This is a genomic window from Paraburkholderia kirstenboschensis (assembly GCF_032806925.1).
GTDB classification, from domain to species: Bacteria; Pseudomonadota; Gammaproteobacteria; order Burkholderiales; family Burkholderiaceae; genus Paraburkholderia; species Paraburkholderia kirstenboschensis.
Genome location: NZ_CP136512.1, coordinates 2,599,562 through 2,626,526, shown reverse-complemented (window position 1 = coordinate 2,626,526; position 26,965 = coordinate 2,599,562). Strand labels below are relative to the sequence as shown.

Annotated in this window: 21 protein-coding genes and 2 pseudogenes; 3 read left to right on the top strand and 20 right to left on the bottom strand. The window is 63.5% G+C overall.

The genetic code is table 11. The features are described 5' to 3' along the window. Positions 1–11 precede the first annotated feature (11 nt). Together RW095_RS20745 and pdeR are read left to right on the top strand one after the other, a co-directional pair. Entirely contained in the window at positions 12–4,646 is a 4,635-nt protein-coding gene (locus RW095_RS20745; protein WP_317018041.1) for a DEAD/DEAH box helicase, read from the top strand. Between the two features lie 206 nt (positions 4,647–4,852). Further along, positions 4,853–6,856: a cyclic di-GMP phosphodiesterase gene (gene pdeR, locus RW095_RS20740; protein ID WP_317018040.1), complete on the top strand. Its 2,004-nt coding sequence runs from the start codon at positions 4,853–4,855 to the stop codon at positions 6,854–6,856. A 52-nt stretch (positions 6,857–6,908) separates the two neighbouring features. Here pdeR and RW095_RS20735 read toward each other — a convergent pair whose 3' ends face one another. The 3 genes and pseudogenes from RW095_RS20735 to RW095_RS20725 form a co-directional block, all read right to left on the bottom strand. Next, on the bottom strand, positions 6,909–7,796 hold the full coding sequence (locus RW095_RS20735; protein WP_128596959.1) for a crotonase/enoyl-CoA hydratase family protein: 888 nt from the start codon (positions 7,794–7,796) through the stop codon (positions 6,909–6,911). 401 nt (positions 7,797–8,197) lie between these two features. Next, positions 8,198–9,302, bottom strand: a pseudogene (locus RW095_RS20730) (malate/lactate/ureidoglycolate dehydrogenase). 68 nt (positions 9,303–9,370) lie between these two features. Then, a complete protein-coding gene (locus tag RW095_RS20725; RefSeq protein ID WP_317019911.1) occupies positions 9,371–10,834 on the bottom strand; it encodes a M20 family metallopeptidase in 1,464 nt (487 codons plus the stop codon). Positions 10,835–11,115: 281 nt separating this feature from the next. Here RW095_RS20725 and RW095_RS20720 point away from each other — a divergent pair, with 281 nt between their 5' ends. Beyond that, positions 11,116–11,427, top strand: a complete 312-nt coding sequence (locus tag RW095_RS20720; RefSeq protein ID WP_317018038.1) for a superinfection immunity protein — start codon at positions 11,116–11,118, stop codon at positions 11,425–11,427. 32 nt (positions 11,428–11,459) lie between these two features. Here the strand turns inward: RW095_RS20720 and RW095_RS20715 are convergent, their stop codons facing one another. The 17 genes and pseudogenes from RW095_RS20715 to RW095_RS20635 form a co-directional block, all read right to left on the bottom strand. Next, a complete protein-coding gene (locus tag RW095_RS20715; RefSeq protein WP_317018036.1) occupies positions 11,460–11,729 on the bottom strand; it encodes a YodC family protein in 270 nt (89 codons plus the stop codon). A gap of 463 nt (positions 11,730–12,192) precedes the next feature. Then, on the bottom strand, positions 12,193–13,812 hold the full coding sequence (locus RW095_RS20710) for an MFS transporter (RefSeq protein WP_317018035.1): 1,620 nt from the start codon (positions 13,810–13,812) through the stop codon (positions 12,193–12,195). A gap of 31 nt (positions 13,813–13,843) precedes the next feature. Beyond that, positions 13,844–14,494, bottom strand: a complete 651-nt coding sequence (locus RW095_RS20705; protein WP_317018033.1) for a TetR/AcrR family transcriptional regulator — start codon at positions 14,492–14,494, stop codon at positions 13,844–13,846. A 658-nt stretch (positions 14,495–15,152) separates the two neighbouring features. Further along, the gene (locus RW095_RS20700; protein WP_317018032.1) at positions 15,153–15,473 is read right to left on the bottom strand and encodes a hypothetical protein; all 321 of its coding nucleotides are present in this window, start codon (positions 15,471–15,473) and stop codon (positions 15,153–15,155) included. Positions 15,474–15,558: 85 nt separating this feature from the next. Beyond that, a pseudogene (locus tag RW095_RS20695) lies at positions 15,559–15,950 on the bottom strand (ester cyclase); the annotation flags it as partial. Positions 15,951–16,176: 226 nt separating this feature from the next. After that, positions 16,177–17,244, bottom strand: coding sequence for a TadG family pilus assembly protein (locus RW095_RS20690; RefSeq protein WP_394365110.1), 1,068 nt, complete (start codon positions 17,242–17,244; stop codon positions 16,177–16,179). Beyond that, positions 17,237–17,665 carry a TadE/TadG family type IV pilus assembly protein gene (locus RW095_RS20685; protein WP_317018029.1) on the bottom strand — a complete coding sequence of 143 codons (429 nt, stop codon included), beginning with the start codon at positions 17,663–17,665 and terminating at the stop codon, positions 17,237–17,239. The genes RW095_RS20690 and RW095_RS20685 overlap by 8 nt, the downstream gene beginning before the upstream one ends. Beyond that, positions 17,662–18,528, bottom strand: coding sequence for a tetratricopeptide repeat protein (locus RW095_RS20680; RefSeq protein WP_317018027.1), 867 nt, complete (start codon positions 18,526–18,528; stop codon positions 17,662–17,664). Before RW095_RS20680 ends, RW095_RS20685 begins: the two co-directional genes overlap by 4 nt. Then, positions 18,525–19,472, bottom strand: a complete 948-nt coding sequence (locus tag RW095_RS20675; RefSeq protein ID WP_317018026.1) for a type II secretion system F family protein — start codon at positions 19,470–19,472, stop codon at positions 18,525–18,527. Before RW095_RS20675 ends, RW095_RS20680 begins: the two co-directional genes overlap by 4 nt. Beyond that, positions 19,469–20,461: a type II secretion system F family protein gene (locus RW095_RS20670; RefSeq protein ID WP_317018025.1), complete on the bottom strand. Its 993-nt coding sequence runs from the start codon at positions 20,459–20,461 to the stop codon at positions 19,469–19,471. The genes RW095_RS20675 and RW095_RS20670 overlap by 4 nt, the downstream gene beginning before the upstream one ends. Next, positions 20,458–21,870 (bottom strand): CpaF family protein, encoded by a 1,413-nt coding sequence (locus RW095_RS20665; protein WP_394365109.1) that lies wholly within the window; start codon positions 21,868–21,870, stop codon positions 20,458–20,460. Before RW095_RS20665 ends, RW095_RS20670 begins: the two co-directional genes overlap by 4 nt. Beyond that, the gene (locus RW095_RS20660) at positions 21,867–23,087 is read right to left on the bottom strand and encodes an AAA family ATPase (RefSeq protein ID WP_317018023.1); all 1,221 of its coding nucleotides are present in this window, start codon (positions 23,085–23,087) and stop codon (positions 21,867–21,869) included. Before RW095_RS20660 ends, RW095_RS20665 begins: the two co-directional genes overlap by 4 nt. 15 nt (positions 23,088–23,102) lie before the next feature. After that, the gene (locus RW095_RS20655) at positions 23,103–23,474 is read right to left on the bottom strand and encodes a CpaD family pilus assembly lipoprotein (protein ID WP_317018022.1); all 372 of its coding nucleotides are present in this window, start codon (positions 23,472–23,474) and stop codon (positions 23,103–23,105) included. A 15-nt stretch (positions 23,475–23,489) separates the two neighbouring features. Further along, a complete protein-coding gene (locus RW095_RS20650) occupies positions 23,490–24,797 on the bottom strand; it encodes a type II and III secretion system protein family protein (protein WP_317018020.1) in 1,308 nt (435 codons plus the stop codon). A gap of 180 nt (positions 24,798–24,977) precedes the next feature. After that, positions 24,978–26,012: a Flp pilus assembly protein CpaB gene (gene cpaB / locus RW095_RS20645; RefSeq protein ID WP_317018019.1), complete on the bottom strand. Its 1,035-nt coding sequence runs from the start codon at positions 26,010–26,012 to the stop codon at positions 24,978–24,980. Between the two features lie 14 nt (positions 26,013–26,026). Then, a complete protein-coding gene (locus RW095_RS20640) occupies positions 26,027–26,518 on the bottom strand; it encodes an A24 family peptidase (RefSeq protein WP_317018017.1) in 492 nt (163 codons plus the stop codon). A 93-nt stretch (positions 26,519–26,611) separates the two neighbouring features. Next, a complete protein-coding gene (locus tag RW095_RS20635; RefSeq protein ID WP_317018016.1) occupies positions 26,612–26,785 on the bottom strand; it encodes a Flp family type IVb pilin in 174 nt (57 codons plus the stop codon). Between the last annotated feature and the right edge of the window lie 180 nt (positions 26,786–26,965).

The window sequence follows — 26,965 nt, the reverse complement described above, 5'->3', positions numbered from 1 at the left end:
TCTAAGCGGGCATGACCTTAGTGAGCACTTCATCGAGCGCTTCAGTGAGCACCACGACCGCGAACCTGGACACCGCAGCCGACGCGCCTCGCGAGCTCCCGTCCTCGCTGCGGGCGGACCGCGCCGCCGCGCAGGACGCGCTGGCGGCCTTTCATCCGGCGGTTGCCGGCTGGTTCCTGAAGACCTTCCCCGCGCCGACCGACGCGCAGGCCGCCGCCTGGCCGCAGATCCGCCGGGGCCGCTCGACCCTGGTCGCCGCACCCACGGGCTCGGGCAAAACGCTCACGGCCTTCCTGTCCGCACTCGACGACCTGGTCCAGCAAGGTCTCGCGAACAACGGCGCGTTGCCCGACGAAACGCTGGTGGTCTATGTATCGCCGCTCAAGGCGCTGTCGAACGACATCCGCCTGAATCTGCAAGTGCCGTTACAGGGCATCGCCGCCGAGCTCGACGCGCGCGGCCTGCCGCCGCTCGACATCCGCACCGCCGTGCGCACCGGCGACACCACGCAGCAGGAACGCAACGCGCTCAGAAAGCGCGCGCCCCATATCCTCGTCACCACGCCGGAATCGCTTTACGTGCTGCTCGGCTCCGACTCCGGCCGGCACATGCTGTGCACGGTGCGAACGGTGATCGTCGACGAAATTCATGCGCTCGCGGGCAGCAAGCGCGGCAGCCACCTCGCGCTCAGTCTCGAACGGCTCGACGCGCTGTGCCGTCGACGCCTGCCGCGCATCGGCCTGTCCGCGACGCAAAAGCCGGTGAGCGCGGTAGCACGATTTCTCGTAGGCGGCGCGCCAGTCGGCAGCGACATACCCGCCGACTGCGCGATCATCGACGTGGGCCACATCCGCGAGCGCGACCTGGCGCTGGAAATTCCGCCGGTGCCGCTCGAAGCCGTGATGCCGAACGAAGTCTGGGAGCGTGTCTATGACCGTCTCGCGGAACTCGTCGCGCTACACAGCACCACGCTGATCTTCGTGAACACGCGGCGCATGGCCGAGCGCGCCGCGCGTCATCTGACCGAGCGGCTTGGCAAGGAGGCGGTCGCCGCGCATCACGGCAGCCTCGCCAAAGAGCATCGTTTCGACGCCGAACAGCGGCTCAAGCGCGGTGAACTGCGGGTGCTGATCGCGACCGCTTCGCTCGAACTGGGCATCGATATCGGCGACGTCGATCTGGTCTGCCAGATGGGTTCGCCGCGCGCGATCGCGCCGTTCCTGCAACGAGTGGGGCGCTCGGGCCACCATGTCGGCGGCATGCCGAAAGGCAGACTCTTCCCCACTTCGCGCGACGACCTGATTGAATGCGCGGCGCTCCTCGATTGCGTGCGGCGCGGTGAACTCGACGCGCTGCGCATTCCGCGTGCGCCGCTCGATGTGCTCGCGCAACAGATCGTCGCTGAAGTATCGAGTGCCGAATGGAGCGAGGACGCGCTATTCGAACTGGTGCGCCGCTCCGCGCCGTACGCGGAGCTCGCGCGCGAGCAGTACGACGCAGTGCTGCGCATGCTTGCAGAGGGCTACACGAGCCGCAACGGACCGCGCGCCGCATACATTCATCGCGACGTGGTAAGCGGCACGTTGCGCGGCCGGCGTGGCGGCAAACTCGTTGCGGTCACTTCGGGCGGCACGATTCCGGAAAACGCCGACTATGCGGTGGTGCTGGAACCGCAGGCGATCAATATAGGCACGGTCAACGAAGACTTCGCGGTCGAAAGTCTCGCCGGCGACGTCTTTCAGCTCGGCAACGCGTCGTACCGGATTCTGCGCATCGAAAGCGGCCGTGTGCGTGTCGAGGACGCACAAGGGCAGCCGCCCAACATCCCGTTCTGGCTCGGTGAAGCGCCGGGCCGCAGCGACGAACTGTCGTTCGGCGTCGCGCGCCTGCGCGAGCAGATCGCGCGTCTGCTCGCATCCGACGACGACGCGGCGACGCCGCTCGTGAACGCACAGGCTGGCGACACCGCTTCGAAAGCGACCGCCTCGGAACACCTGCCGGACGCAACCGCCGCATCACTGAATCCCATGCCCGCGCGGCTCGAACGCGCGATCGACTGGCTCGTCGCCGAACTCGCTCTCGACGAAGCGGCCGCGCGCCAGATCGTCGACTATCTCGCGCGGGCGCGCGCCGCGCTCGGCGTTCTGCCGACGCAAGACACGCTGGTGATGGAGCGTTTCTTCGACGAATCGGGCGGCACGCAGCTCGTCGTTCATTCGCCGTTCGGCAGCCGCGTGAATCGCGCGTGGGGGCTCGCGCTGCGCAAGCGCTTTTGCCGCCAGTTCAATTTCGAACTGCAAGCCGCCGCCACCGAGGACGCGATCGTGCTGTCTCTGACCGGCAGCCATTCATTCGCGCTCGATGAAGTGTGGCGCTATCTCCATTCCAATAGTGCCGAGCGTCTGCTGATTCAGGCACTGCTCGACGCGCCGCTCTTCGGCGTGCGCTGGCGCTGGAACGCGACAACCGCGCTCGGTTTGCCGCGCTATACCGGTGGACGCAAGACGGCCCCGCAATTGCAGCGGATGCGCAGCGAGGATCTGCTGACGAGCGTCTTTCCCGAACAGGCCGCGTGTCTTGAGAACGTGGTCGGCGAGCGTGAAGTGCCGCATCATCCGTTAGTGGACCAGACCATCGACGACTGCCTGCACGACGCGATGGACAGCGAGCGCTGGCTCGCGCTGCTGCGCCGTATTGAAAGCGGCGATGTGCGGCTTGTCGCACGCGATCTGCCGGCGCCCTCGCCGCTTGCCGCAGAAATACTCAACGCAAAACCCTACGCGTATCTCGACGACGCACCGATCGAGGAGCGCCGCACGCAGGCCGTGCTCAATCGCCGCTGGACCGATCCGGCGAGCGCGGACGACCTCGGTGCGCTCGATGCCGACGCAATCGCGAGCGTGCGCGACGAAGCATGGCCGCAGGCACGCAGCATCGACGAAATGCACGAAGCGCTGACAGGCCTTGCGTGCATTACCGAGGCCGAGGCGCAACAGAACGAGAGCTGGCCGGAATGGCTTACGTCGCTCGCTCAATCGGGCCGAGCGACGCGCCTCGACATTGCCGCCGACGCGGCACTGTGGCTCCCCGCCGAACGGCTGACCTGTTTCGACGCGCTCTATCGCAGCACGAACAGCGGCACCACCAACGGCGGCGCCCGCTTCACACCGCCGCTCACCGCGCCGAAGGGCTACACCGACGAATGGAGCGCCGACGACGCGCTGCTCGACATACTGCGCGCCCGGCTGACCGGCTTCGGCCCGCTGCCCGCCGACGCGATTGCAGAAGCGCTGAAGCTGCCGCGGCCATCGGTCGAACAGGCGCTCGGCCGTCTAGAGGCGGAAGGCTATGTGATGCGCGGACGTTTCACGCCGCACACGACGCAAGAGGAATGGTGTGAGCGCCACCTTCTCGCGCGCATTCACCGTTACACCGTCAAGCGGTTACGCCGCGAGATCGAGCCGGTGGAACGGCACGACTTCATGCGCTTTCTGTTCGAATGGCAGCACCTGACGCCCGACACGCGCAGCGAGGGACGCGACGCGCTCGCCGCCGTTCTGGAACAGATGGAAGGCTTCGAGGCCGCGGCAAGCGCCTGGGAAGAAGACATTCTGCCCGCGCGCGTGAAGGCGTATTCGAACACTTCGCTCGACGAACTGTGCCGCGCAGGCAAGATCGTCTGGACGCGACTGACGGAGCGCTCGCGCAGCGCGGCGGGCCCCGTGCGCAGCACGCCTGTCGTGCTGCTGCCGCGCTCGCAGGTACGCGCCTGGAGCGCGCTGATCGACCCCGAGCGGCAGCCCGAGCTATCGGCGCGCGCTCAATCTGTGTACGACGCGCTGTCGCAGCACGGCGCCATGTTCTTCGATGAATTGCTGCACGAACTTCGCGTATTGCGTATCGAACTTGAGAACGCGCTAGGCGAACTGGTGGCGGCCGGTCTCGTCAACTCGGACAGTTTCGCGGGCCTGCGCGCGCTGCTCAAACCGGCAGCGAAGCGCAACGCGTATTCGGGCAGCCGGCGCGCCAGATCGAGTGCTGGATTGGGCGCGCTGATCGGCGGAATGGACGACGCGGGACGCTGGGCGCTCGTCAACCGGCGCGCTTCCGTTGCCGCGAGCGCGGAACTCGCCGCGCAACTGGATCGGCCGCAGCAACAGCAGCAGCGGCGCCGTCAGTTGCCGCCCGACACCCTCGAACATGTCGCGATGACGTTGTTGCGGCGCTACGGTGTCGTGTTCTGGCGCGTGCTCGAACGCGAAGCCGACTGGTTGCCGCCATGGCGCGATCTGCTGCGGGTCTATCAGCGGCTCGAAGCGCGCGGCGTGATCCGCGGCGGACGCTTCGTCAACGGACTCGCTGGCGAACAGTTCGCGTTGCCCGAAGCGATCCCGCTGTTGCGCGAGGTTCGACGGCATGCGAACGATGGTGCTTTTGTGTGCGTCGGCGGCACTGATCCGCTCAACCTGGCGGGCACCCTGCTGGTCGGAGAACGCGTTCCCGCCGTCGCGGGCAATCGCGTGCTGTACCGCGACGGTGTCGTCATCGCAACGCTCGCAGCGGGCGCCTTCTGGTTCGAAGCGTCGGTAGAGGCGAGCCCGATCGAGCGCGAGCGCGCGCGCAGCTGGCTCACGCGCAGGTTCTGACGTAGCGCGTCCGTAAAGAGTGCCTGATGTAACACCTCTAACGGTGCTTTTTTTACCGGCCCGTTTGCCTCAGTCAAACCACACGCCATTCATGTTTATGGCCCGAATTTCAGCCGCTTCGCTACAATGGGCCGTCTTTAAGTATGATGAGACTGTCTGCCGTAATCCGCCATCAGGGCCGAAACGGCAAACCGCCCGGGGATCCCATGAATGACGACCATCACGAGCAGGTGCTTTATGCGCAGTTCGGCACAAGCAGCCCTTGCTGGCGTCTGTCGAGCGACAGCAACGCGCTCGAACTGACGCCAGTCACTGGCGATATGCCAGCCAACGTTGCCATTCCGCTCAATCCTCAGCAGGCATCGCAAATCCGTTGCCTCACTGGCATTACGTCTCACCTGGTTCTCGACGTGCGGCTCTTCGGCGAGCCTCTGCGTTTGCACCTCGTCGGCAGAAAGATCAACAGCAGCAGTTGGGCCGGCACCGCGTCCGCCTATGACGACACCGAATCTGTCGCGCGCGATCTGATGCATGGCCTGTCGTTCGCCGAGCAAGTCGTGTCCGAAGTGAATTCCGTTGTCGTGATCGTCGACCGGCACGGGCGAGTCCAGCGCTTTAACCGGCTCGCGGAGGAACTCACGGGCGTCAAGGAAGAGAACATCGTCGGGCGCAATGTGTGGGCGCTTTTCATGTCCTCGGAAGACGGCGCGGCGTCGAGTCAGAACATAGCGGGCTTCTTCAATCGCGGGGTGTCGTACGAAGTCGAGCGGCGCATCAAGACACTGCACGGCGAACGGCTCTTTCTGTTTCGCAACAAGTTCGTGCAGAGCGGCAGCGGCGTAGACGAGCAGTACCTGATCTGCTCGGGCACGGACATCACCGAGGAACGTCTTGCGCAGGAGCGTCTCACGCAACTTGCCAACACCGATTCGCTCACGGGCCTGCCCAATCGCAATGCGATCCAGGACAAGATCCGCACCGCGATCGAGGAGACGTCGCCGGGCGAATCGGTGGGTGTGCTTTTTCTCGATCTGGATAACTTCAAGAAGGTCAACGATCACTACGGCCACGTATTCGGCGACCGTCTGATCCGCGACGTGTCGGCCGCCATCGGCATGTGCCTGACCGAAGGCGACACGCTCGCGCGGCTCGGCGGCGACGAGTTCATCGTGCTCGCGGCAAAAGACACGGCGCACGAACTCGAGGCAACCGCGCAGCGCATTCTCGAACGCATGCGCACGCCGTTTAGCCTCGGGCTCGTCGAAGTCTATACGGGCTGCTCGATCGGCATTGCGCGCTATCCGGAACACGGCGACAACCTGGAGTCGCTGATCCGCTCGGCCGATACCGCCATGTACGTCGCGAAAGACGAAGGCAAGCGCACGCACCGCGTATTTTCGCCGGATATGAACCGCAAGGTCGCCGAGTACATGTGGCTCGACACGAACCTGCGGCGCGGCCTCGAAGAAGGCCAGCTGACGCTGCACTATCAGCCCAAGCTGCTGCTCTCAACCGGCGCGGTGCAAGGCGTGGAAGCGCTGGTGCGCTGGAATTCGCCGGAACGCGGGCAGATCATGCCGGCGGAGTTCATTCGTTATGCCGAAGAGTCCGGTTTGATCGGCGTGCTCGGCCGCTGGGTGATGCAAACGGCCGCGAAACAGGCGGCCAAATGGCAAGCGGACGGCTACAACCTGCGCATCGCGATCAATGTGTCGGCGCGGCAACTGGTGGATACGGCGGTGGTCCGGCATTTCACCGAAGCGCTCGAGCAGGCGAAGCTCGAACCATGCCTCGTCGACGTGGAACTCACCGAGAGCTGCCTGATCGAGGACGAAGCCGCGGCCATCGACCTGATCAAGCAGTTCCGTCAACTTGGCGCGCAAGTGCATCTGGACGACTTCGGCACCGGCTATTCGTCGCTATCGCAGTTGGGCCGCATTCCGCTCGATGTGATCAAGCTGGACCGCAGCTTCGTGCGTTCAATCAATGCCGACACCAAAGCGCAAGCACTGGTCCGCTCCATGGTGGTGGTTGCGCAGGAACTCGATTTCAAGGTCGTCGCCGAAGGAATCGAAACCGAGTCCGAAGAGGCTTTCATGAAAGGGCTGGGCGTCGAATACGTGCAGGGCTACCTGTACGCTCATCCAATGCCGGCCGCGGACTTCGAGCGCTGGTTGCAGGACAGGCAGAAGCTCAGGCTGATCGCCTGAGCTTGCGGCTTGCGCGTCGCAACGGGCGCACTTTGGCCGCGGGTGGATTGAGTCAGCCGAAATTGGCCGCGCTAGCAGCCGTCTGCCGCAAGTTGGACGTGCGGCGGTTTTGCAGCATCACGAGCCGCTCCATGAAGGCAAGGTCCTTCTCTTCGATCATGAAGGCGGCGTCCACCCAATCCTCGGTAATTTCCATCAGTTCGGCCCGCGGCAACTGCAGCACGCGTTGGCGCGCCCGCAGCATCGCGCGGATGCCGTTCATCTTAGGCTTGAGCGTGTCGATGAACGTGCGGGTGGCCACGTACGCGTCGCCCGGTTCGAACAACTGGTCGACGAGACCCTTCTCCCGATGCCATTCCGCCGTGTGCGGTTCGCCCACGCCGATCAGCTCCTCGGCGAGACGCATGCCGGCCTTGCGCGCAACGAGCGAATAGCCGCCCATGCCGGGGAACAGATTGAACGCGATCTCGGGAAAGCCCATCCGGGCGTCCGATTGCGCGAGCAGGAAATGATGCGCAAGCGCCGCCTCGAAGCCGCCGCCGAGCGCCGTGCCCTCGACCATCGCAATCGAGATCGCGCCCGTATCGAAGCCGCGCGCCGCCGCATGCACGCAGTCGACACACGCACGTGCATACGCCAACAGCGCCTGGCGCTTGCCCGAGCGAATCGCATCGGCGAAGAAATCCAGGTCGCCGCCCACGTTGTAAATGTTGGGGATCAGCGAGCCGGTCACCCAGAAGTCGATCGGCAAGCCGGACTCCCGTGCTGCCTGCGCGAGCCCGAGAATGTCGTGGACCAGATCCAGATTGAAACAGGGACGCGGCTGCGCGCGCAGCATCATCCACATGACATTGCGGCCTTCTTCGTAATAAGCGGAGACTTGCGACAGATTGCCGGCTTCGAGGAACGGGCGGCAGGCGTGGTGGTTATGCAGATTCATTTTGAACGGTCCTTTAGGGTTAAACACTGATATTGCAATGCGAGCCTAAAGCAGACCGGAATCGGATGGGAGCGGGATAACCAACAGATCAATGCAACGAAATCACGAAGCCTTGCGCGACGGGCGTCACAGCGGCGCGTGACAGCGGTGCGGCGTGCGCCGCACCGCAAACGCTTGCGCGGCGAAGATGCACGACAATGCGCGACATTGCGTGCCGGCGGGCAATGCAATTAGCGGACGAGCAGAGGCGGAATTCGCTTGCGAATTCGAAAGGAAAAGCAAGGCGCGCCGATTAGGCGACGCAGTCGAAAATGCCGCTTGCGAATATTTTTTTATTCGTGGGCCAACAGACGGAATATCTATATTGCATAAACGGCAATCTGCCCATTATCCAGGAGATGCTATTTGAGCAACGCCGACCAGCGCGCGACCTCTTCTGCGCTCATGCCGACAGCGAGCGCGGCCGTGCAGATCTGCGTCCATGTGGCGGCATCGACCGGAATGCCTCGGGCTTCGCGCTCCGCGCGCGTCGCGCGCTCCGGCTCGCCGGGCTCATAGATGCGCTCGACGCCCGCTGCGAGCGGCGAAGCCTTGACCCACGCGATAAACGCGTCGGCTTCCGCTTGTGCGTCAGGGGCGTCGAACGCCGCCGGGTCGATGATGACCGACAGCATGCAATTGATGATTGCATTGGTGGTGCCGAGCGTGTCCGCGTGCGTGGTGAAGCCGCCCGCCAGCGCGCCGCTGAATATCTCGCACATGGCGGCAAGCCCGAAACCCTTATGGCCGCCGAACGGCGTCAGCGAACCGAACGGCGCCTCGTGCATGACTTTGGGATCGGCCGTCGGCACCCCTTCATGGTCGATCAAGGCGCCCGGCGGCACCTGCTTGCCCTGGTTGTAAGCGACGCGCGTCTTGCCGTACGCAACCGTGCTCGTCGCGAAGTCGAGCACGAGCGGCGGCTTGCCGGGCCGCGGATAAGCCGCGCAAAACGGGTTGGTGCCGATGCGGCGGTCCGCGCCGCCAAACGGTGCGACGAGCGGGTCGCCCGCCACATTGACGAAGTGAAACGACACGAGCCCCGCTCGCGCGCATTGCTCAGCCCAGTGACCGACGCGGCCGATATGATGCGCATCGCGCAGCCCGACTGCGCAAATGCCGATGCGCTGGGCTCGGGCGATGCCCTCTTCCATCGCCTCGAACGCGACCACCTGGCCGAAGCCTTTGCGGCCTTCCACAGTGAGTACGGCGCCCGCGTCTTTTACGACATCGGCATGCAGATTCAGCCGCAGTTGCCCATCGGCAAGCGACGCCACGTAGCGTGGAATCATGCCGACGCCGTGCGAATCGTGCCCTGTCAGGTTCGCGGCCACCAGATGATCCGCGACCAGTTCGGCTTCGCGCGGCGCGCTGCCCGCCTGCTCCCAGATCGCCCCGGACTAAGGCGTGTAGTTGATCGGCCGCGATGCGGGGCGTGGTGGATTGAGCGAGCTCTTTATAGGTCATTCGAATCGGGGCGCTAGTGAATGGCAACGCAAGCGGAACAGGAACCGCGACTGGTCGGCAGAAAACGGTCAGGGCGCGGCGGCAATTACCTGCGCAACAGCGGCCGTGAGCCTCTTGCCGTACGGCACATGCAAGAATTCGTTCGGCCCGTGCGCATTCGACTTCGGTCCCAGCACGCCGCATACCATGAACTGCGACTTCGGAAAGCCCGCCTTCAGCACGTTCATTAGCGGGATCGTGCCGCCCTGCCCCATGTACGCGACGTCGGCGCCGTAATGCTCGCGCGATGCACTGTTGAGCGCGGTCGCGAGCCACGGCGCGAGGTCGGGCGCGCTCCAGCCGCTCGCCGCTCCGGCGTCCGGCTTGAATGTCACCTTCGCGTTGTACGGCGGGTCGAGTTCGAGCAGCGCCTTGAGTTCCGCAACGGCCTTTTCCGCTTCGATCAGCGGCGGCAGGCGCAGCGACAGCTTGAACGCGGTGCGCGGGCGCAGCACGTTGCCGGCGTCGGCGAGTGCGGGCAAGCCGGCTGCACCTGTCACCGACAATGACGGACGCCACGTGGAGTTGAGCAACGCCTCCTTCGGATCGGTCGTGGTGGGCAGCACCTGACGGCCGTCCTGACCGCATGCCCACGGCAGCTTCTTCCACACGTCGTCGCCGAGAATTTGTGCGGTCGCTTCGGCTTCGCGCAGACGGTCGGCGGGAATCGGGCTGTGAAAGCCCTTGGGCAGCAGCGTTCCGTTGGCGGAGTCCTCCAGACGGTCGAACAGCTGCCGCATGATGCGGAAGCTCGACGGCGCAATGCCGCCGTAGCCGCCCGAGTGAATGCCTTCGTCCAGCACCTGCACTTCCAGGTCACCGGCGACGAGCCCGCGCAGCGACGTGGTGAGCCACAGCTGATCGTAATTGCCCGCCCCCGAGTCGAGGCAGACCACGAGACCCACGTTGCCGAGCCGTTCGCGCAATGCGTCCACGTAAGGCAGCAGATCGTAGCTGCCCGACTCTTCGCAGGTTTCGATCAGGCCGACGCAGCGCGGCCTCTCGATACCTTGCGCGTCGAGCGCGGCGAGCGCGGTGATGCTCGCGTAGATCGCATAGCCGTCGTCGGCGCCGCCGCGGCCGTAGAGCTTGTCGTTTTCGAGCTTCGGCGTCCACGGGCCGAGATCCTTGCGCCAGCCGTCGAATTCCGGCTGCTTGTCGAGGTGGCCGTACAGCACGATGGTTTCGTCGCTGCCTGAACGCGTCGCCGGCGTCTCGAAGAAAATCACCGGCGTGCGGCCCGGCAAGCGGACGATCTCGAGTTTCAGGCCGCGCACCGGCTGCTGCTCGACCCATTGGGCGGCGTCGGTAATCACGCGTTCCAGGTAGCCGTGCTTGACCCACTCGGGATCGAATGCCGGGCTCTTGGCCGGCACCGCAATGTAGTCGGTCAACGCAGGCACGATCTCGTCGTTCCATTTGCGGTCCACGAATTCGCGGAGCGTGTCGGGGTTCAGGCGTTGAGCCTGCTGGGTCGTATCGTCGGAGATCATGATGGCGGTCCGTAACAGGGTTCGGTTTCGTTCGAGCGAAACGAACATGATAGACCTGATGCCCGCGGTGCTGAAGTCCTCGTCGCTTGCCGGCGTGCCGTCGGGCTGCTGGATGGCGGCGCGTATGACTCCCGTCTGCATCCGCAGGCTTTCGTTCAGGCTGCACGCATCACACAATTGCGCGACAATTGGTAGATGAGCTGCGCGTGCAGGCTCGCTTCGTCATGCGGAGCGTTGACCCTGGCCGCCGTGCGGCGAGCCGTATTTCCGGGAGGCGACATATGAATGACAAGATCGTCGTTCAGATCATCGCCGTGATTTTCGCGCTGGCGCTCTATTTCCTGCCGGCGATTCTGGCCGATCGGCGCAAACGCGTCGACGTGCTGACGCTCGCGCTATTCAACGCGTGCGTTGGGTGGACCGTTCTTGGCTGGCTGTTCGCGCTCTACTGGTCGTTGCAGCCGAACCCGCCGAAGAACCTTGCGGGCGACGTGGTGGAAAAACGCAAGCTGGTACGCATGCGCGCGTTTTCGTCCGCGCTGCTCCTGCGCGTGCAACAGCGCAGCACAACGCGGGATGGTTCGCAGGAATAACCGCGGGAGAGCCGGAGCAGAAACAGCAGCCGTTATGCCGCGCGGCCCATCCGGTTCCACTGCACGGAGCCCGCCGGAATGGAGCGCGGCTCGGCGCGCACGCTGGAAGGTGCGAATACTTCGCGGCGCAGTTCGCCGTGGTCGTCGAACCACTCGCAGATCAGCCAGTCGCCGGGATTGAGCGCCACCGGGCCCGCATATGTAACGGTCATGCGCGGGCCGCCGTCTTTCAACGTGACGACGTCGCCGGTTGAGAACCGGGCGGGAGGCGGTGCGAGTGCGTCAATGGTAGCGGTCAGCATATCAATCCTCTACGGAACCGTTAGCAGTATTCAAGTCATTGCGCCGTCTATCGACTAAGACCTATTGAGGGATACCTCTAAACGCGCTCAGATTAACAATTGAAATTAAAGACGGCAAGCGCTTTTTTATTGATACCGATTTCATAAAACCGGGAACGACAATTTGACGCACTGCAATTCCGGGTTAAACCGGAGCAACCCCATGGCGGCGCCCGGACCGCCACAGTGCGGCAACGCACAGACCGCAAGACTTACTGCTCCGGCTGTGGCATGGGTAGAAAATGCGTGTGCGAAAATGCTTCAATACTGAAACAAATTTTAATCCGGCCGGGTAGTCGCAACTTGGGCAACCTCGCCGGATTACCTGTGAACTGCTCAATCATCGGTAAATGCAACTGTAATTAAAATGAATTCCGTGTGAAAAGCATAATCATTTTCCGCAGCGGCACAGCTATGAAAACGATTACCTGGGCAGCGTTTTTCGCACGGCCGCGGCGGCCCGCCGCAACGCGAGTTGCTGATGCCGCACGAGCAGCACGCTCAAGCCGATGCAGACGAACATCAGCACGGCGTTGATCGCAAGGCTCAACTGGAACGCGTGGGCGTAGCGGGCAGGCGTCGCCTGTGCTCCCGCCGCTCCCACAGCGCCGAAGAACGCGCCGCTTATAGCGGCCGTGCCGAACGCCGAGCCGATCTGCAACGTCGACGAAACCACACCCGACGCGAGCCCCGCCTTCTCGGGCACGACTTCCAGCAGCACGATGCGCATGATCGACGGCAGCAGCAACCCCTGACCGACGCCCGCGCAGACCAGGCCCGCGTAGAACGGCAGGTCCGGCGCGGACCCCTCGCCTGCGGCCCAGCCTGTCACCGTGAAGCCTAGCGTCATCATCGAAAATCCGAGCGTGAGGACATGAGCGCCGATGCGCTTCACCACCGCGGGCGAAGCGAGCGGTCCGATCACGAAGCCGATGGCGAACGGCATGATCGCGACACCCGACGCGAGCGGCGTCCAGTGCAAGCCCGTTTGCAAGAAGATGCCGTAGGTCAGGAAGAACGCGCTGTTGCAATAAAAGAGGAAGGCGAGCACGAGGCCGAGCGCGAACGCCGGGTTGCGGAACAGTTGCAGATCGACGAGCGGATGGCCGCCGCCGCGCTCCACACGCCGCTCCGTGACGACGAAGAGCGCGAAGGCGGGCACGGCGAGCGCGAACATCGCGAAGGTCCATGCGGGCCAGCCGGCTTCGCGGCCATGCGTCGTTGGATAGATTACGAGCAGCAGCACGGCGGACAGCAGCGAGACGCCCTTCAGGTCGAGGCCGGTGCGCGTAGCCGGCTGGTTCTCGGGCACGAACTTCCATGTGCCGAGAAACGCGGCAATCCCGATCGGAATATTGATCAGAAAGATGATCCGCCAGTCGAGCCCGAGCGGATGGTACGTGATAAGCGCGCCGCCGCCCAGTTGCCCGACGATCGACGAGAGTCCGAACACGAAGCCGTAAAAACTCATGACCCGCGTCTGCTGATGCAGCGGCACCACGGCGCGGATCGTCGCGAGCACCTGCGGCGCCATGATCGCTGCCGCCATGCCCTGCACGATGCGCGAGATCACGAGCATGTGACCGCTCGTCGCGAAGCCGCACAGCGCCGACGCCACCACGAACGCGGCCATGCCCGTCATGAACATGCGGCGCCGGCCGAACAGATCGCCAAGCCGCCCCCCGGTGATGAGCAGCACCGCGTACACGGACGCATAGGCCGACACCACGAGTTGCAACTGCGCGTCGCTCGCGTTCAAGCCGGTGCGGATCGACGGCAGCGCTAGGTTGACGATGAAGTAATCGAGCGGCGCAAGGAAAGCGCCGACGAACAACACAGCAAGCGCGAGCCCCTGACGTTCGAAGCGCGGCGCCGGCTGTTCGCCGGCCGGCGCGCTTCGGGTTGCGCCGCCCGCAACGCTCTTCGTCGCGGCGGTTGCAGCGACGGAGCCGGGGCAAACCGCGACGCTCGCAGCCGGGCAAGCTTTCACGACGCCCGCACCGGCGAATGCCGCAGGCACAGACTGGTTTGGTTCTGATTTCATGACTGACCGTTCAATAATTCGGCAAAAAAATTTAGACGAGGGCTCGCATTGCGACGTCCACGATGCCGGTCAAAGCGTCTTCCTTATGGGCGACTCGTCCTAGCACGCGCAGGCCTTGCATGACGCACAGCAGAAAATCGCCGACGGCTTTTTCGTCGAGCGTCGAGTTGAATGCGCCGCTCGCCTGGCCGCGGATCACCGACGCTGCCAGCAACGTCGCCATGCGGCGCTGAACTGCGGCAACGCGGCTGCGTAGTTCCTCGTCGCCGGGTTGCATTTCGAGCGTGGTGTTAGTAATGAAGCAACTGCGCTCGCCCGTTAGTGCACAAGCAACGCGCGCATAGTGGAGCAACGCGTTGCGTAGCGCTTCTTCAGGCGGCACCGGCGCATTGAGCCGCTCGGCGAGACGCGCGACCGAGCCCTCGGCGTAGTGGTCGAGCGCGGCGAGCAGGATGCCGTGCTTGTCGCCGAACACGCCATACAGGCTGCCGCGCAACAGGCCGGTGGCCTTGCACAGGTCCTCGATCGAGGTGGCGTGGTAGCCGTGGTTCCAGAACACCTGGCTCGCGCTAGCCAGCACGGCCTCAGTGTCGAACTCGCGCGGACGGCCGCGCGGGCAGATTTCGCCTGCTTTCCTGGATGCGGGCTTTGACGACGATTGCGGATGGGCGGTTGACTTCATTTACGGATATTATGACTAACCGTTCAATAAATCAATGCGAGATTTCGCAGGGAGCGGCCGTTCGTTTGTCTCTGGACAATAGACCAGAAAATTGAGCGATAGACTGGAAGCCGCGACCGAGGCTCGATCAGCGCCGCCTTGTTTGCTCCGCAGCTACCTCGCTGCTCTCGCACATCACAACTGACTCGCGATGCACGAGCGTGCGCGGGCGTGCGCGGGCGACAACAACTCTGCGTTAGATGAAACGCAGTGATATCGCCATCACACTATGCACATTAGGTCCTGGAATCGGGGTGCCTCTTGTCCCATCACATTCGATCGTTGCGTAGCCGAACACTATGAGGAAAATAAACACCCGAGGCTGCAAGCAGTTCCAACTTCGATCTCCGGAATCGAACAATCAAAATGGGTGCGTGCCAACCCACAACCGACACTGCGAGATTGAGACTTGAAATTTTCATGGCGTTGGAAACATTCGGACTCTTTGCCGCCTTCAGCTGACGCCGGACGATTTCAGACACCGCTAATCAAAGCGGGCGTGGAAGGATGGAAGGATGCGCCCCAGGATCCGAGGCCTCTGCGCTTCCCAAACAGGACGACGTCGTCGCCTGCCGGGCGCGGCCAGCACGACCGCGGCGCTCTGTCGCCGCCGCACGCGTCAAACACCGCCTGTGACGAGGGGCAGCACGGTGAGATCAGGATGCGTGCCGTGGACGATGCTGCGTCCCACGTGCACGCCTTCGTAAAGGGCGTCGTCCTTGCTGCCGAAATTTTCTTCGCCGTCTGCGTGAAACGGCACCGCATGTCCCGGAATCGCCGGATCGGCGCCCGGATGACAGACGTAGCCCACATACGTGTAGCGGTTCTCCACCGCGTTGGACGCATTAACTTCGCCCGGCGCATTTTTCACGAATGGCGCCACGTGAATCTCGAAGCCCTCGTACTCGACCATTTGCCAAGGTGCGGTTTCGTCGGGCATACCTGCCTCCGTCTTCGTCGCGCATATCAAAAAGTCTAGGTGATTTCATCACGAAGCGCGCTGATGGACGGCTACGGCAAAACCACTACGGCTTGATCGCGCCGAGTTGCCTAAGCAGCGTCAGATTGTCTTCGAGATGCGAGTTTCGACGATGCGTCCATCCTTCACTCGATAAAGGTCGAATGCCTGGAAGTCGACGCTCCGGCCGTCGCCTTTCAGATTCCGGAACTGGCCTGTGAAATGCCCACGGAAATGCAGATTGACAGAAGCGCGGTCGCCGGAACCGACAAGGTCGTCGATTTCCGCGCGCAGGTCGGGCACCGCCGCGCGAGAGCCCTTCGACGACGCGAGCGGACCTTCCGGACCTTTGGGCCGTCCATCGGGCAAGGTGCGGTCGACGAACGCGGGAGAGAGCGCGAGCTTCGCGCAAGACTCGTCGCCAGTGTTCCAGAACGCGGCATGGCGCCTACGAGGAAGTCCAAGCCTGCTCACACCCCAACTGCACTCACGCAGCCCTTCGAACGTCGGCTTCACCTCGACAACGGTCGCACGGATACATGTGGTGTTCATGGGTATAAGTAATGCAAGTGGAAGAGTATTAAATAGTTCTGCCACGCCTTAACGGTCAACGCGGGCTTGGCTCAGTGCTGACATGCAAAAGCGCCCCGGCGCTTAGGTACGCACCGCGGGCAGTGTTCGCGAGTCAAAAAGCGAGGCGAGGCGGCACATACCCACCATAGCCCGGACCCACGCCCGAAGACTGCGGTATGTTGTAGCCGGTGAGGAAATGGCCCGAGATGTACTTGCCGCTGCCGCCCACCGCATAGTCGACGTAGAACGCCGCGAAGGCAACGATAGGCTGAAAGGTCTTCGTGAGGATTTTGCTCACAATGGGAACATAGATGACCGTGTTGCTCGGCACGGAGCTATAGAGCGTCGTCTTTGCACCCGGTTGAATGTAGATGTTGTCACCAATGCTGAGCGAGGTAGGGTTGCCGTTTTCAATCAGTCCGCGAATCGTCGGGACATCGTTCGCGACGCTGGTAAACGAGGTCCATTGACCCGCATCGCAGCCACCGCCGTAAGCATAGTCACTGCCAATCTGGAACTCGTACGCCTTGCCGGTTGAAGGATCGATTTTCGGCTGATTGGTGCTCGAATCCCAATACGTTTGATATAGGCATTGCCCCAAGGCGACGGGAAAGAGTCCTCCTGCCACGGTGCCCGGCGGAGCCGCGACCGCGATCGCCGTGGCGCTTGCCGCCACGCTAGGCACGCCTAGCAGTGCGCCGAAGGCAAGGCTGACCAATCCGCCGTTCTGGCTCGCGCTGCGGCCTATTTTGACCTGCACCGCAGGGGCGTCGTTGGTGCCGGGCGTAATCGTGGTTGGCTGCAACGTAGACGGAGACCCTGCCAGGTTCCAATAGCCCGTTGTCACCGTTGCGCTCGACAACTGGATCCTGTCCGACGCATTGAGCGCGACGGCGGCAGTCGTCGCGGACGCCGCCCCTGCCCAGTCGGGCGTACCCGCGCCATTTGCAATGAAGTGCGAGGCGCCCGCAAGCGCTGCGGCGTCTGCCGCATTCTGCAACTCGTTGCGCACCACGCTAAGCCGTGCCATGTTGATCGCGAACGCGGCGAATATGAGCAAAGGGATCAGGATGGCAACGAAGAACATAACAACCGATCCTCGCTGCTGCGTTCGCGACGACAATGCACGACGTTGCGGATACGCGCGAGAGGTTCGGCGGGGCATCACCCGGTCACTCATAGTTCATCACGGTGATCGCACGGATCGTAACCGGGCCTGTGAGCGCGCTGAATATGGAACCGAGTACGAACCCCTGGTACCGATAGGTGACCGTTACCGTCAGGGGCGAGCCCGATGTCTGAGTCCCGACTTGGGCGACGGCGCTCGCGGACGTCGCCGGCCCTCCTGTCACCAGGCTGCTTTGCGTGTAGTTGAGCGCGATGTTCTGGATCTGCGTGCTGGTCAACGGCGTCACGCGCAGCACGACGCCCGCCCGCGCGGCTTCACGGCTCGCATTCGTGATCACTGCCTTGTCGCACAGAATCATGCTCACGTCGATGATGCCGAAGAGCACCATCAGCAGGAAAGGAAGCACGAGCACGAACTCGAGCGCGGCAATGCCTCTTTCCTCACGAAGGCATCGAGGGCCGCGCACCTTCATTTCGCAGTCTCCACGTCACGCGCTATATGATCCGCGGGCAGCGCGCCCACACGAGTGGCGGCTGGCGCTCCAGTCGGCGGCCCAAGTCTCGAGCGAAGCGTCTCATAGAAGCGCAGATTGTCCTCGACCGATCCGGGGGGCAGGTCGGCCTGCAAGATCTGTTTCGCCGCGTTCCTGTTGCCGAGCAGCGCATACGCGAGCGCAAGGTTCTGGCGCGCCTGCGGCGGCGCATTGGCGAGCCCCGCAATCTCTAGCAGCACGTTCGCGGCTTCTCGTGGCTTGTTAGCGAGGATCAGCGACAACCCGAGGTCGGTCGTCAGGCCCTGCACTTCCGGATGCGCGCGCAACGCGGCGCGATAGACGGCCTGCGCTTCATCGTGGCGGCCTTGCAGATCGAGCACCGTACCGAGACCCTCGGCCGTGACGGGATTGTCTGGAAGCTGGGCCGCGAGCGAACGGTAAAGCGCTGACGCATCGTCGAGCCGGCGCTGCCGCAGGGCTACCCGGGCAAGACCGAGCTTTGACCTCAGATTCGACGGTGCGGAGTCCGCCGTGCGCGCATACAGCACGCGTGCGCGTTCGAGGTCACCGGCCTGGTACACGGTATCGGCCAAACCCAGTTGCGCTTCAATCGAGTCGGGTTTGGCTTGCAAGGCTTTGTCGTACAAGGTCAGGGCGAGCTCAGTATTGCCCGACGAGAGCGCGCTGTCGGCAATGTGCAGATCGCTCGCAGGGCCGAGTTTCTGCTGCGCTGATACAGGCCACGAATTGATAGCGCCCGGGCTTCCACATCCTGCAAGGGCAAAGGCCGTGACAACCGAAGCCACAGCGAGCGAACGGCAAGACGAAATGACGTGTTTCATTTGAACACCGCAATGAGTTGAATGACGGCAGGGCCGGCCGCGATCAGGCCCACCGTCGGCAACACGAACAGCATCATGGGCAAGGTCATTTTCGGGGCGAGCTTAGCGGCCTTTTCTTCAAGTGCGAATATTTGGGCGGCACGTTCGGCGCGCGACAGCATTCGCAGCGACTGGGTGATCGGCGTGCCGTACTGCTGCGATTGAATCAGCGTCGTGACCAGTCCGCGTACCGACGCAAGACCGATACGGTCCGCCATATTCCGCAGTGCGGTGGCGCTGTCGGTGCCCATTTGCAACTCGTCTGCTGCAACGGAAAGTTCGTCCGCGAGCGGCGGGCAGATAGGCGTCAATTCGTGCGCAACGCGCTTGATCGCGACGACGAGGCTGTTGCCCGCATTCGTGCAGATTACGAGCAGATCGAGCGCGTCCGGCAGGCACGATGAGATCGCCCTCTGCCTGCGGCTGATCAGAAATCCGAGCGCGTACTCCGGCACAATCATGCCGACGATGAAAGCAGCGGCCAGCATCAGCACCCGAAAGACAAAGTATTCGCCGACGCGAGGCACGTTCGCGCCGAACACGATGGCGACGAGCGCAAGCAGCGACCCCACGACGATTTTCAGACCCACCAGTCCTGCCACCGTGCGCCGGTCGCGAAAGCCGGCAGCCGCGAGCTGCCTGGCGAGCTTCTCGCGTTGAAACGCATTGAGAATTGGCACGCGTTCGCCGATCAGTGCTACGCGCCCCGTCAGCCGCTGCCGCATGTTCGCAAGCGTGCGGTCGTCTGCGGCCAGATCGGCGACCCGGTGCACGGCGGCTTGCCGCACGCGCTGCGCAATCCGATGACGTGTGCTCCCGGTGCGAAGCAGGATCAGGAGAACGGCGCTGATCAGCACGATGAGCAGCGCGAGGTTCGTAAGAGTACCGGCATCCGGCATGTTCATCGCGAGGTATCCAGTTGCGAGATTTTCCGCACCATCCAGAGTCCGATCGTCAGCAATACTGCGGAAAGCGTGAGGATCTTGTGCCCGGCGCGTGTAATGAAGAGCAGTTCGATGTAGGGCCGGTTGACGATGTAAAGCATGCCCGTGATCGCGAACGGCACAGCCGAAATGATGTTGGTCGCAAGCCGGCCCTCCGCGGTCAGCGCCTTGGTCTTCAGGCGGATATCGCGCCGGCTGCGGATGATCGACGCGAGGTTTTCAAGCGTCTCCGCGAGGTTGCCGCCCGTCTCACGCTGCAGCAGCAGACAGACAGAAAAGAACGCAAAGTCGGCGATCTGCAGCCGCTTCACGGCCTGGTCCAGCACCTCGGGCAGATCCGCGCCGAGGCGCAGCGCATCGCCCATCGTGCGAAACGTCGAGCGTACCGGCTCGTCGGCCTCGCGACCCGCCGTGCTGATGGCCTGCACGACCGGAATGCCGGCCCGCACCGCTCGAATGATTAAATCCAGCGTGTCGGGAAATGCGGTCAGGAAGCGGGTGCGGAACCGCTCGATCAGAAAACGATACGTCGCCCGCACGGCAAAGAGCGGCAGACCGATGACAGCGATAGCGGCCGCCCATTCAGGAGCCGAAGCCAGCTTGACGCCCACGAGCACAGCGATGAAGGTGGCGATCGCGACGGCCGCGATCAGCCGGAAACCGCCCCCGCCGCTCACCACGCGCACGCGTTGCGCGTGTTTCTGCAACCACGAGAGCAACGCCCCGCTATCCCCAGTGTGACGCCGCCGGCTAAAGAGTTCCTGCTCCTGCTCCGGCTTGCGAGGGCCCGCTTTGCGCTGGCGAGCGACGTCGGCGCCCAGTTCGTCGATCCGACTGCGAATGCGTGGCGCTGTCCGGCGCCGCGCCATATCGCGCAGCGACGACACCATCATGCCCGCAATCAGGATCGCGAAAAATGCGCCGGCGGCGACGACATCGGCGGGCGTCATGGCCGCATCGCCTCAAGCAGTTGCTCTTCGAGCCCGTAGTAGGCAGCTCGCGCCGAGAACACCGGGCGCAACGACGACGACTCAAACGCGCCGCGTACCTCGTCCTGATATGCGGTCGTGTCGAAGCGGAACGTAAAGAGGTCTTGAGTAATGACGACGTCGCCTTCCATTCCGGCGACCTCGGTGATGCGCGTCACGCGACGCATGCCGTCACGCATCCGCTCGATCTGCAGGATCAGGTGCACCGCGCTCGCGATCTGCCGGCGTATGGACAGCAGCGGGAGATTGCCGTTCGCCATCATCACCATGCTCTCGAGCCGGGTGATCGCATCGCGCGGCGTGTTCGCGTGGATCGTCGTCATGGAGCCGTCGTGCCCAGTGTTCATTGCCTGCAGCACGTCGAACGCCTCCGCCCCGCGTGTTTCGCCGAGGATGATGCGGTCGGGACGCATCCGCAGCGCATTGCGCACCAGGTCGCGCTGCGAAACGGAGCCAAGTCCCTCGGCGTTCTCCGGACGCGTCTCGAGGCTCACGACATGCGGCTGCTGCAATTGAAGCTCGGCCGCGTCTTCAATGGTGACGATCCGCTCATGCTCGTCGATATGATGGGACAGCGCGTTGAGAAGCGTCGTCTTGCCAGACCCCGTGCCGCCGGAGATCACGACATTGAGCCTGCACGCGCCGGCGATTTTCAGCATCCGCGTCATTGCAGGCGACATGTTGCCCTGCTGCGCCATCCGCGCGAGCGTGATGTTGCGCTTCGCGAACTTGCGGATCGAGATCGACGCGCCCCGAATTGCGATGGGCGGAAGGACGACGTTGACGCGACTGCCGTCGGCGAGACGCGCGTCGACCATCGGACTGCTTTCATCGACGCGGCGCCCGACCGCCGCGGCGATGCGCTGCGCGACGTTGATCACATGCGCGTTGTCGCGGAACTTGAGCGGCGTCAGTTCCAGCCGGCCATGCCGCTCCGCGTACACCTGATCCGGCCCGTTGACGAGGATGTCGGTCACCGATTCGTCGGCGAGCAGCGGCTCGATTGGGCCGACACCAAACATGTCATTGAGTATTTCGTTGACGATCAGCGTTTGCTCGGCCGTCGTCACATTGAGCCGCTCGCGCATGACCACTTCCGCGGCGATCTGCTCGATGCCCGCGCGCACCTGCTCGCGCGACATCATCAACGCGGCCGACATGTTCATCGAAGCGAAGACGACAGTGCGTATCTTCTTGAAGTTGTCCGAGCGGATGAGCGCTTCATGCTTGTCGATCGGAGCGGCCGCGCGCACCGGCGTCGCCTCGACTTGCGACGGCTCTGCGCTCATCCTGGCGCCTGACCTGGCGGCCGCTTCACTATCGGCCACGGGCGGCACGATGGCGGTGCAGGTCCTTTTGCCGAACGTCATGTGCGGCCCCTGTTGCCGACAAGACGCTCATACCAGCGCTTGCGCGGCGCCGTCTCCGTTCGGCCGGTCAACATGTTGGCCAGCTCGACTACCGCCGAGGTAAAAGGCGTCGGCTTGCCGGCCGCGACCGGTTCGCTGAGATTCTCCGCAACCGCGAGCGTTTTCGGTTCGTAGGGAAACTCGTACATGGATGCACGACCGAGCGCGCGCTGGAAGTCGGCGGCGGCGACCCGGCCCGCCACGGGTTCATGCGGATTGTTCAGCAGCAACGTGATCGTCGGATCGCTGTCGCGTTCTTCGGCGAACCGCAGCAGGCGCGCCGTTTGGCGGGCCGCATGGACGGAGCGGTCCGACGTGATATAGACGAATGCGGACGCGTCGAGTGCTTCTTCAGCGAGCATTCCGGTGACGCCCGACAAGTCGAGCATCACGTAATGGAAATGCCGCTTCAGCGCATTGACGAGCTCGGAGATCGCACCCGGACGACACACGAACTCGTTGCCGTATGGCAGTTCGGACGACAGTACGAGAAGCTGGTTGCTCTTCGCGACGAGCATCCGGCCGATTAGCGGCGCATCGATGCGCTGCGGGTTCTGCAACAGTTCGGTCAACCCGTTATTGGTGGTCAGTCCCAACATGGAGTTGGCGGCCCCGCCGCGGAAATCGAGGTCGACATACGCGATGCGTCGACGCGTGACGTCGGCCAGATGGCGCGCGAGCGACACTGCGATGGTGGTCGTGCCAACTCCCCCGCGGGCACCGACGAAGCTGACGGCGTTGCCGGTGCGCACGGCGGCGGCCGGGTCGCGTGCCGTCAGCGCGCGCTGCAGAAGGCCGACCGAAAGCGGCTTGAAAAGATAGTCGTGGACTCCAGCGCCGAGCAGACTGCGATAAAGGTCCACGTCATTGCGCTCTCCCACCACCACCACGGCGACGGACGGGTCGCAGACGTCCGAAAGACGAGCGAGATCGCTGATCGGCATCTCGGAGCCGGAGACGTCGACGATCAGTTGCCTCGGAGAATGATCGAGATTCCTCAGCAACCGGATCGCGTCGTCGATGGTTCCTCTGCGCACGCATGCGCTCTCTATCGATTGATCGACAATCAGGTTCTTCACCGCGATCTCACTGTCGCGATCGGACACGACCGCCAGCAGATCATCAGCGTTGATTTCGCTACTGCTGGTGATTCGGAGGAACGATTCGATGGCGCTCACTGGAATGCTCCGTGATCAATGAACCACGTTGTTGGTTGTCGAGGTCGAATTGAGCGGAGTCGCGCGCCCTTCTTCGTAACGGCGCACCGCGCTCGCTCCGAGCGCTGCATCGGCTCCCGCGTAAGGAATTGGCGCGACCAGGTCCGCCGGGCGCGCAAGCATGACTGCCAGGTTCGTGTACGTGGCACAGCCAAAAGCGACACCAGGACGGCCGAATCCCGCATCCACCAGATGCGACGGCTGCATGAGTGCCGCGCAGTCGGGCGGCACGGCATGCGAGCCGTCGAACCCGATCACCGATGGATCGGGCATGCCGAGCGGCGGATGCGCCGACATGCAGCCCGCTATCGCAGCGAGCAGGGCGAGAGAGAAAAGGCGCGCAATCATGGCATGACTCCCGGTTCAATAAACAAAGCCCGCTGCTCCGACGAGACGCGGGGCGTCGCCGGACAGCGGATCGATGCCGAGCGAACGCTGCAGCGCGTATTCGACATCGCCGGCTGCGTGCGTCACGCCGTCGAGCGGCTGGCGCAGTTGTCCGGGACCAGTGGGTTGCACGATGTAAGGCGTGACAATGACGATGACTTCGCTCTTGTTGTTTATGTAGTTTTTGGACGAGAACAGCTTGCCGAGGATCGGCAGGCGGCCGAGACCTGGAAGCTCGGCGAGTATGTCGCTCGTCTTGCTTTGCAGCAGACCGCCGATGGCGAAGCTTTGCCCGCTCGACAGTTCGACGGTGGTGTCCACCCGCCGCACGGTCAGCGCGGGAATCTTGATGCTGTCCAGCGTGACCGAGTTGCTCGGGTCGATGTCGCTGACTTCCGGACGTACTTTCAGGCTGATCCGGTTATCGGCCAGTACGGTTGGGGTGAAGTCCAGCGACACGCCGTAAGGCTTGAAGGCAACGGTAATGGCCCCCGTCGTGTCCTGCGCGACCGGGACCGGAAACTCTCCGCCCGCAAGAAAGCTTGCGGTCTGGCCGGACATCGCGGTCAGGTTCGGCTCGGCGAGCATTGTGATGAGCCCTTCCTGATCGAGCGCATCTAGTACGGCCTCGATACTGACGTTCTTCGTATGGAAACCCGCCAAGGTCGAGAACGCGCCGGTCGACGACAGGAGGAAACGATTGGTGACCGAATCGAACAACTGGCGCCCGCTGAAAAGGCCACCAACGAAATTGCCGACCGAACCGAGCGAGCTCCAGTTGATGCCGAGTTCCTGCGTGATGTTTCGGTCTACTTCGGTAACCCGCACGCGCAGATTCACCTGGATTGGATGATCCAATGTGAGGCGGTTGACCAGCGTTTCCTTGTCGCGCAGCGACGGTTTGAGCGACTCGACGACCGCATCGGCATCCGCCGCGCCTGGCACGCTGCCGGCGACCATCAGCGATCCCGGCGCGCTGGTGAGGGTGAGGTGCAATTGCGGGAAACGCGCATCCAGCATGCGTTGCACCGACTGCGTATCGACGTTGACCTCGATGGTCTTGCGAAGGATCGTGCGATTGTTTGCACCCAGTGCGAAAAGCGTCGTCGTGCCCGCTTTCTTGCCGAGCACGAATACCGTTTCCGGCGTCGGCACATGCACGTCGGCGACATCTGGATCGGCAACGAATACGGCGACGGCCGGCGCTGGCAGCTTCACCATCTCGCCCTTACCCGCGGGTATGACCAGCGTCCCTTGGCCGTCTGCCGCATACGCGCAGTTCATGCATGCGACGCAGCACAGGACGGCAGCGCACGCAAAGAGCGTCGATGCGAACCGACGCCACGGGCGATGAAATGAGAAAACAACGTGCAACATAGCCTTTCCTGTATGAATCCTGCACACCCTTCGCGTGGGCGAGCCCGTTTGAGTCGGCAAACCACGCCAGCGTCGCGGGCTCCTGCGCTACTGCATGCGCGCCTGCCCGCCGTTCCCGGTTTGCGCGGCTTCGAGCGGGCGTGCGGGTGGCGCGGCGGACGATTGCAGTTGCGGCTGGCCCGGCGGCAACGGTGGCAGTCCCGGTACGCCCGTTGGCCCACCCAATGACGCAGCGCCCGAGGCCTCGCTCGACTTCGAGCCGCGATAGACGATCACAGCTGGTGCGGCAGAACGCACCACTGCGGCGCGCTTCGTAGTGATTTGCGTCGCATGCAAGGCGCGGGACACGTCGCCGCCCCATACCGGGGGCGTCTGCGGCGCTGTAGTGTCGGCTGGCTGCTCCTGACGGTCCTTGGTCGCGAAGCTGCGCAACGCGAGCGACAGCGTGCCCAGGTGGGTCGCCACTGCAATCACCTGGGCGTTGTGCGGCGTCACCTCGAAAGTGACGGTGCGCGCGCGCGTATCGGCTTGCGCGGCGTTGTCCTTCGGGCGCTGAAAGGCTGAGCCGACCGCGAGCACACGTACGCGATTGACCACGGTCTCCGCTTCGACCGATCGACCGGCCTCGACGGTGTTCTTTTCGGAATCGCTCAGCGTTTGGGTGAGCAGCACGTCCACGTAGTCGCCAGGCTGAATCAGCCCCGCATTGCCCGTTACGTCGTCGATCGCAACGGAGATCGCGCGCATGTCGGGCTTGAGTGCCGCGGCGAGAAAGCCCGGCGCGTTAGGCGAGATTACATCGCCGGGACCAAGCACTGTGCCGGCTCGTACGGCATGACGCAGTACGTCGCCCTTGAGGTCGCTGTCCGCGTCGCCGTTGCCCGTCTGGCCTTCGACGAGCGCCCCCGCCGGAGCCTGTCCGCGCGGCACGCTTTTCCAGACGAGGTCGCTATCGCGCAGCAGCAGACCGTCGGGCAGATCGGCGGCAGCGGCGCGAATGCGCTGCGTCCCGCGTGAACCTGCGGCCCCCGGATGCGACGCCGAGATATAAAGCGTGCGCAGAACGAGCGCGCCAATGATCGCGACGACGACGAGTCCGGCAAATTTGAGGATTCGCGACATGTAGGCGAATTGTCCTAGACGATGTGGGAGCTATGCGCGAGCGGCGCCCACACTGCCGCGCCCCCACCCAGCGCCAGCGCTACGCCGTAAGGCACGCCGCGCGCGCGAGACAGACATGACAGCCAGTGCAACGCCCGAATGCGGCGGTACAGGGGATCGGCCGCGATGATGGCAAGGCCCAATACCAGGCCGCAAACCGACACGATGACGAAGACGGGCGCCGCGAGCGACGGGCCCGCCCAAAGGAAGACCGCTGCGGCGAGTTTCACGTCACCGCCTGCGATCCATCCGAACCGGAACAGAAGAGCGGATGAAACAAATGCGCTCGCCGCCATGCCGAGGTGGCCGAAAAATGTGGAAACGCCGACTCCAACAAGCGCTGCGGCGACGCAATAAAGACCGGCGACGACGAGCACCGCACTGTTGGGCAGGCGCCGGAACAGCAGATCGGACACTGCCAGTGAACCCAACGCAAGGCAGGTCGCCAGCTTTACCGTGTACAGCATGTTGGTTTGCCTACGCTCAGCTATGCATTTGCGCGAGGGATGCGGCGGGAACATTGGAAAACCAATGCTCCCGCCAATTCGATCGCGATGCGGTTAGATTGCCGCTGCCACTTTGCCGGTCAGAGTAGTAAATAGGCCCGACAGAGCCGGGCTGAATACGGTGCCCACGGCCACAACCGCAACGATGACGATGCCCGCGAGCACGGCGTACTCGAGTGCGCTGACGCCGCGTTCATCACGCGACAGGGACTTGATGAATTGCAGCATAAGTAGCTCCTGTGTTGAGTCCGTTTACTTGGGAAAACGAGACAACGGAAATGCGGATCGCACCCGTCCAGATGTGCTATCGGCAGATCGAGGGAAGTCTTTAATCTCCGAAACCGTGACCTCGCAGATCTGCTACTGCACATTGGAGCACTCGCAGCGGCAAGTCGAATCACCGATGTA

Excerpts from the sequence above, each read along its gene's own strand:
- RW095_RS20710 (WP_317018035.1), bottom strand. The coding sequence starts at position 13,812 with ATGAAATCAGAACCAAACCAGTCTGTGCCTGCGGCATTCGCCGGTGCG.
- RW095_RS20655 (WP_317018022.1), bottom strand. The coding sequence starts at position 23,474 with ATGATTGCGCGCCTTTTCTCTCTCGCCCTGCTCGCTGCGATAGCGGGC.
- RW095_RS20690 (WP_394365110.1), bottom strand. The coding sequence starts at position 17,244 with ATGAGTGACCGGGTGATGCCCCGCCGAACCTCTCGCGCGTATCCGCAA.
- RW095_RS20745 (WP_317018041.1), top strand. The coding sequence starts at position 12 with ATGACCTTAGTGAGCACTTCATCGAGCGCTTCAGTGAGCACCACGACC.
- RW095_RS20705 (WP_317018033.1), bottom strand. The coding sequence starts at position 14,494 with ATGAAGTCAACCGCCCATCCGCAATCGTCGTCAAAGCCCGCATCCAGG.
- RW095_RS20635 (WP_317018016.1), bottom strand. The coding sequence starts at position 26,785 with ATGCTGCAATTCATCAAGTCCCTGTCGCGTGATGAACGCGGCGTCAGC.
- RW095_RS20670 (WP_317018025.1), bottom strand. The coding sequence starts at position 20,461 with ATGACGCCCGCCGATGTCGTCGCCGCCGGCGCATTTTTCGCGATCCTG.
- RW095_RS20640 (WP_317018017.1), bottom strand. The coding sequence starts at position 26,518 with ATGCTGTACACGGTAAAGCTGGCGACCTGCCTTGCGTTGGGTTCACTG.
- cpaB (WP_317018019.1), bottom strand. The coding sequence starts at position 26,012 with ATGTCGCGAATCCTCAAATTTGCCGGACTCGTCGTCGTCGCGATCATT.
- RW095_RS20680 (WP_317018027.1), bottom strand. The coding sequence starts at position 18,528 with ATGAAACACGTCATTTCGTCTTGCCGTTCGCTCGCTGTGGCTTCGGTT.
- pdeR (WP_317018040.1), top strand. The coding sequence starts at position 4,853 with ATGAATGACGACCATCACGAGCAGGTGCTTTATGCGCAGTTCGGCACA.
- RW095_RS20650 (WP_317018020.1), bottom strand. The coding sequence starts at position 24,797 with ATGAACTGCGCGTATGCGGCAGACGGCCAAGGGACGCTGGTCATACCC.
- RW095_RS20735 (WP_128596959.1), bottom strand. The coding sequence starts at position 7,796 with ATGAATCTGCATAACCACCACGCCTGCCGCCCGTTCCTCGAAGCCGGC.
- RW095_RS20675 (WP_317018026.1), bottom strand. The coding sequence starts at position 19,472 with ATGAACATGCCGGATGCCGGTACTCTTACGAACCTCGCGCTGCTCATC.
- RW095_RS20700 (WP_317018032.1), bottom strand. The coding sequence starts at position 15,473 with ATGCCCGACGAAACCGCACCTTGGCAAATGGTCGAGTACGAGGGCTTC.
- RW095_RS20725 (WP_317019911.1), bottom strand. The coding sequence starts at position 10,834 with ATGATCTCCGACGATACGACCCAGCAGGCTCAACGCCTGAACCCCGAC.
- RW095_RS20685 (WP_317018029.1), bottom strand. The coding sequence starts at position 17,665 with ATGAAGGTGCGCGGCCCTCGATGCCTTCGTGAGGAAAGAGGCATTGCC.
- RW095_RS20665 (WP_394365109.1), bottom strand. The coding sequence starts at position 21,870 with ATGACGTTCGGCAAAAGGACCTGCACCGCCATCGTGCCGCCCGTGGCC.
- RW095_RS20720 (WP_317018038.1), top strand. The coding sequence starts at position 11,116 with ATGAATGACAAGATCGTCGTTCAGATCATCGCCGTGATTTTCGCGCTG.
- RW095_RS20715 (WP_317018036.1), bottom strand. The coding sequence starts at position 11,729 with ATGCTGACCGCTACCATTGACGCACTCGCACCGCCTCCCGCCCGGTTC.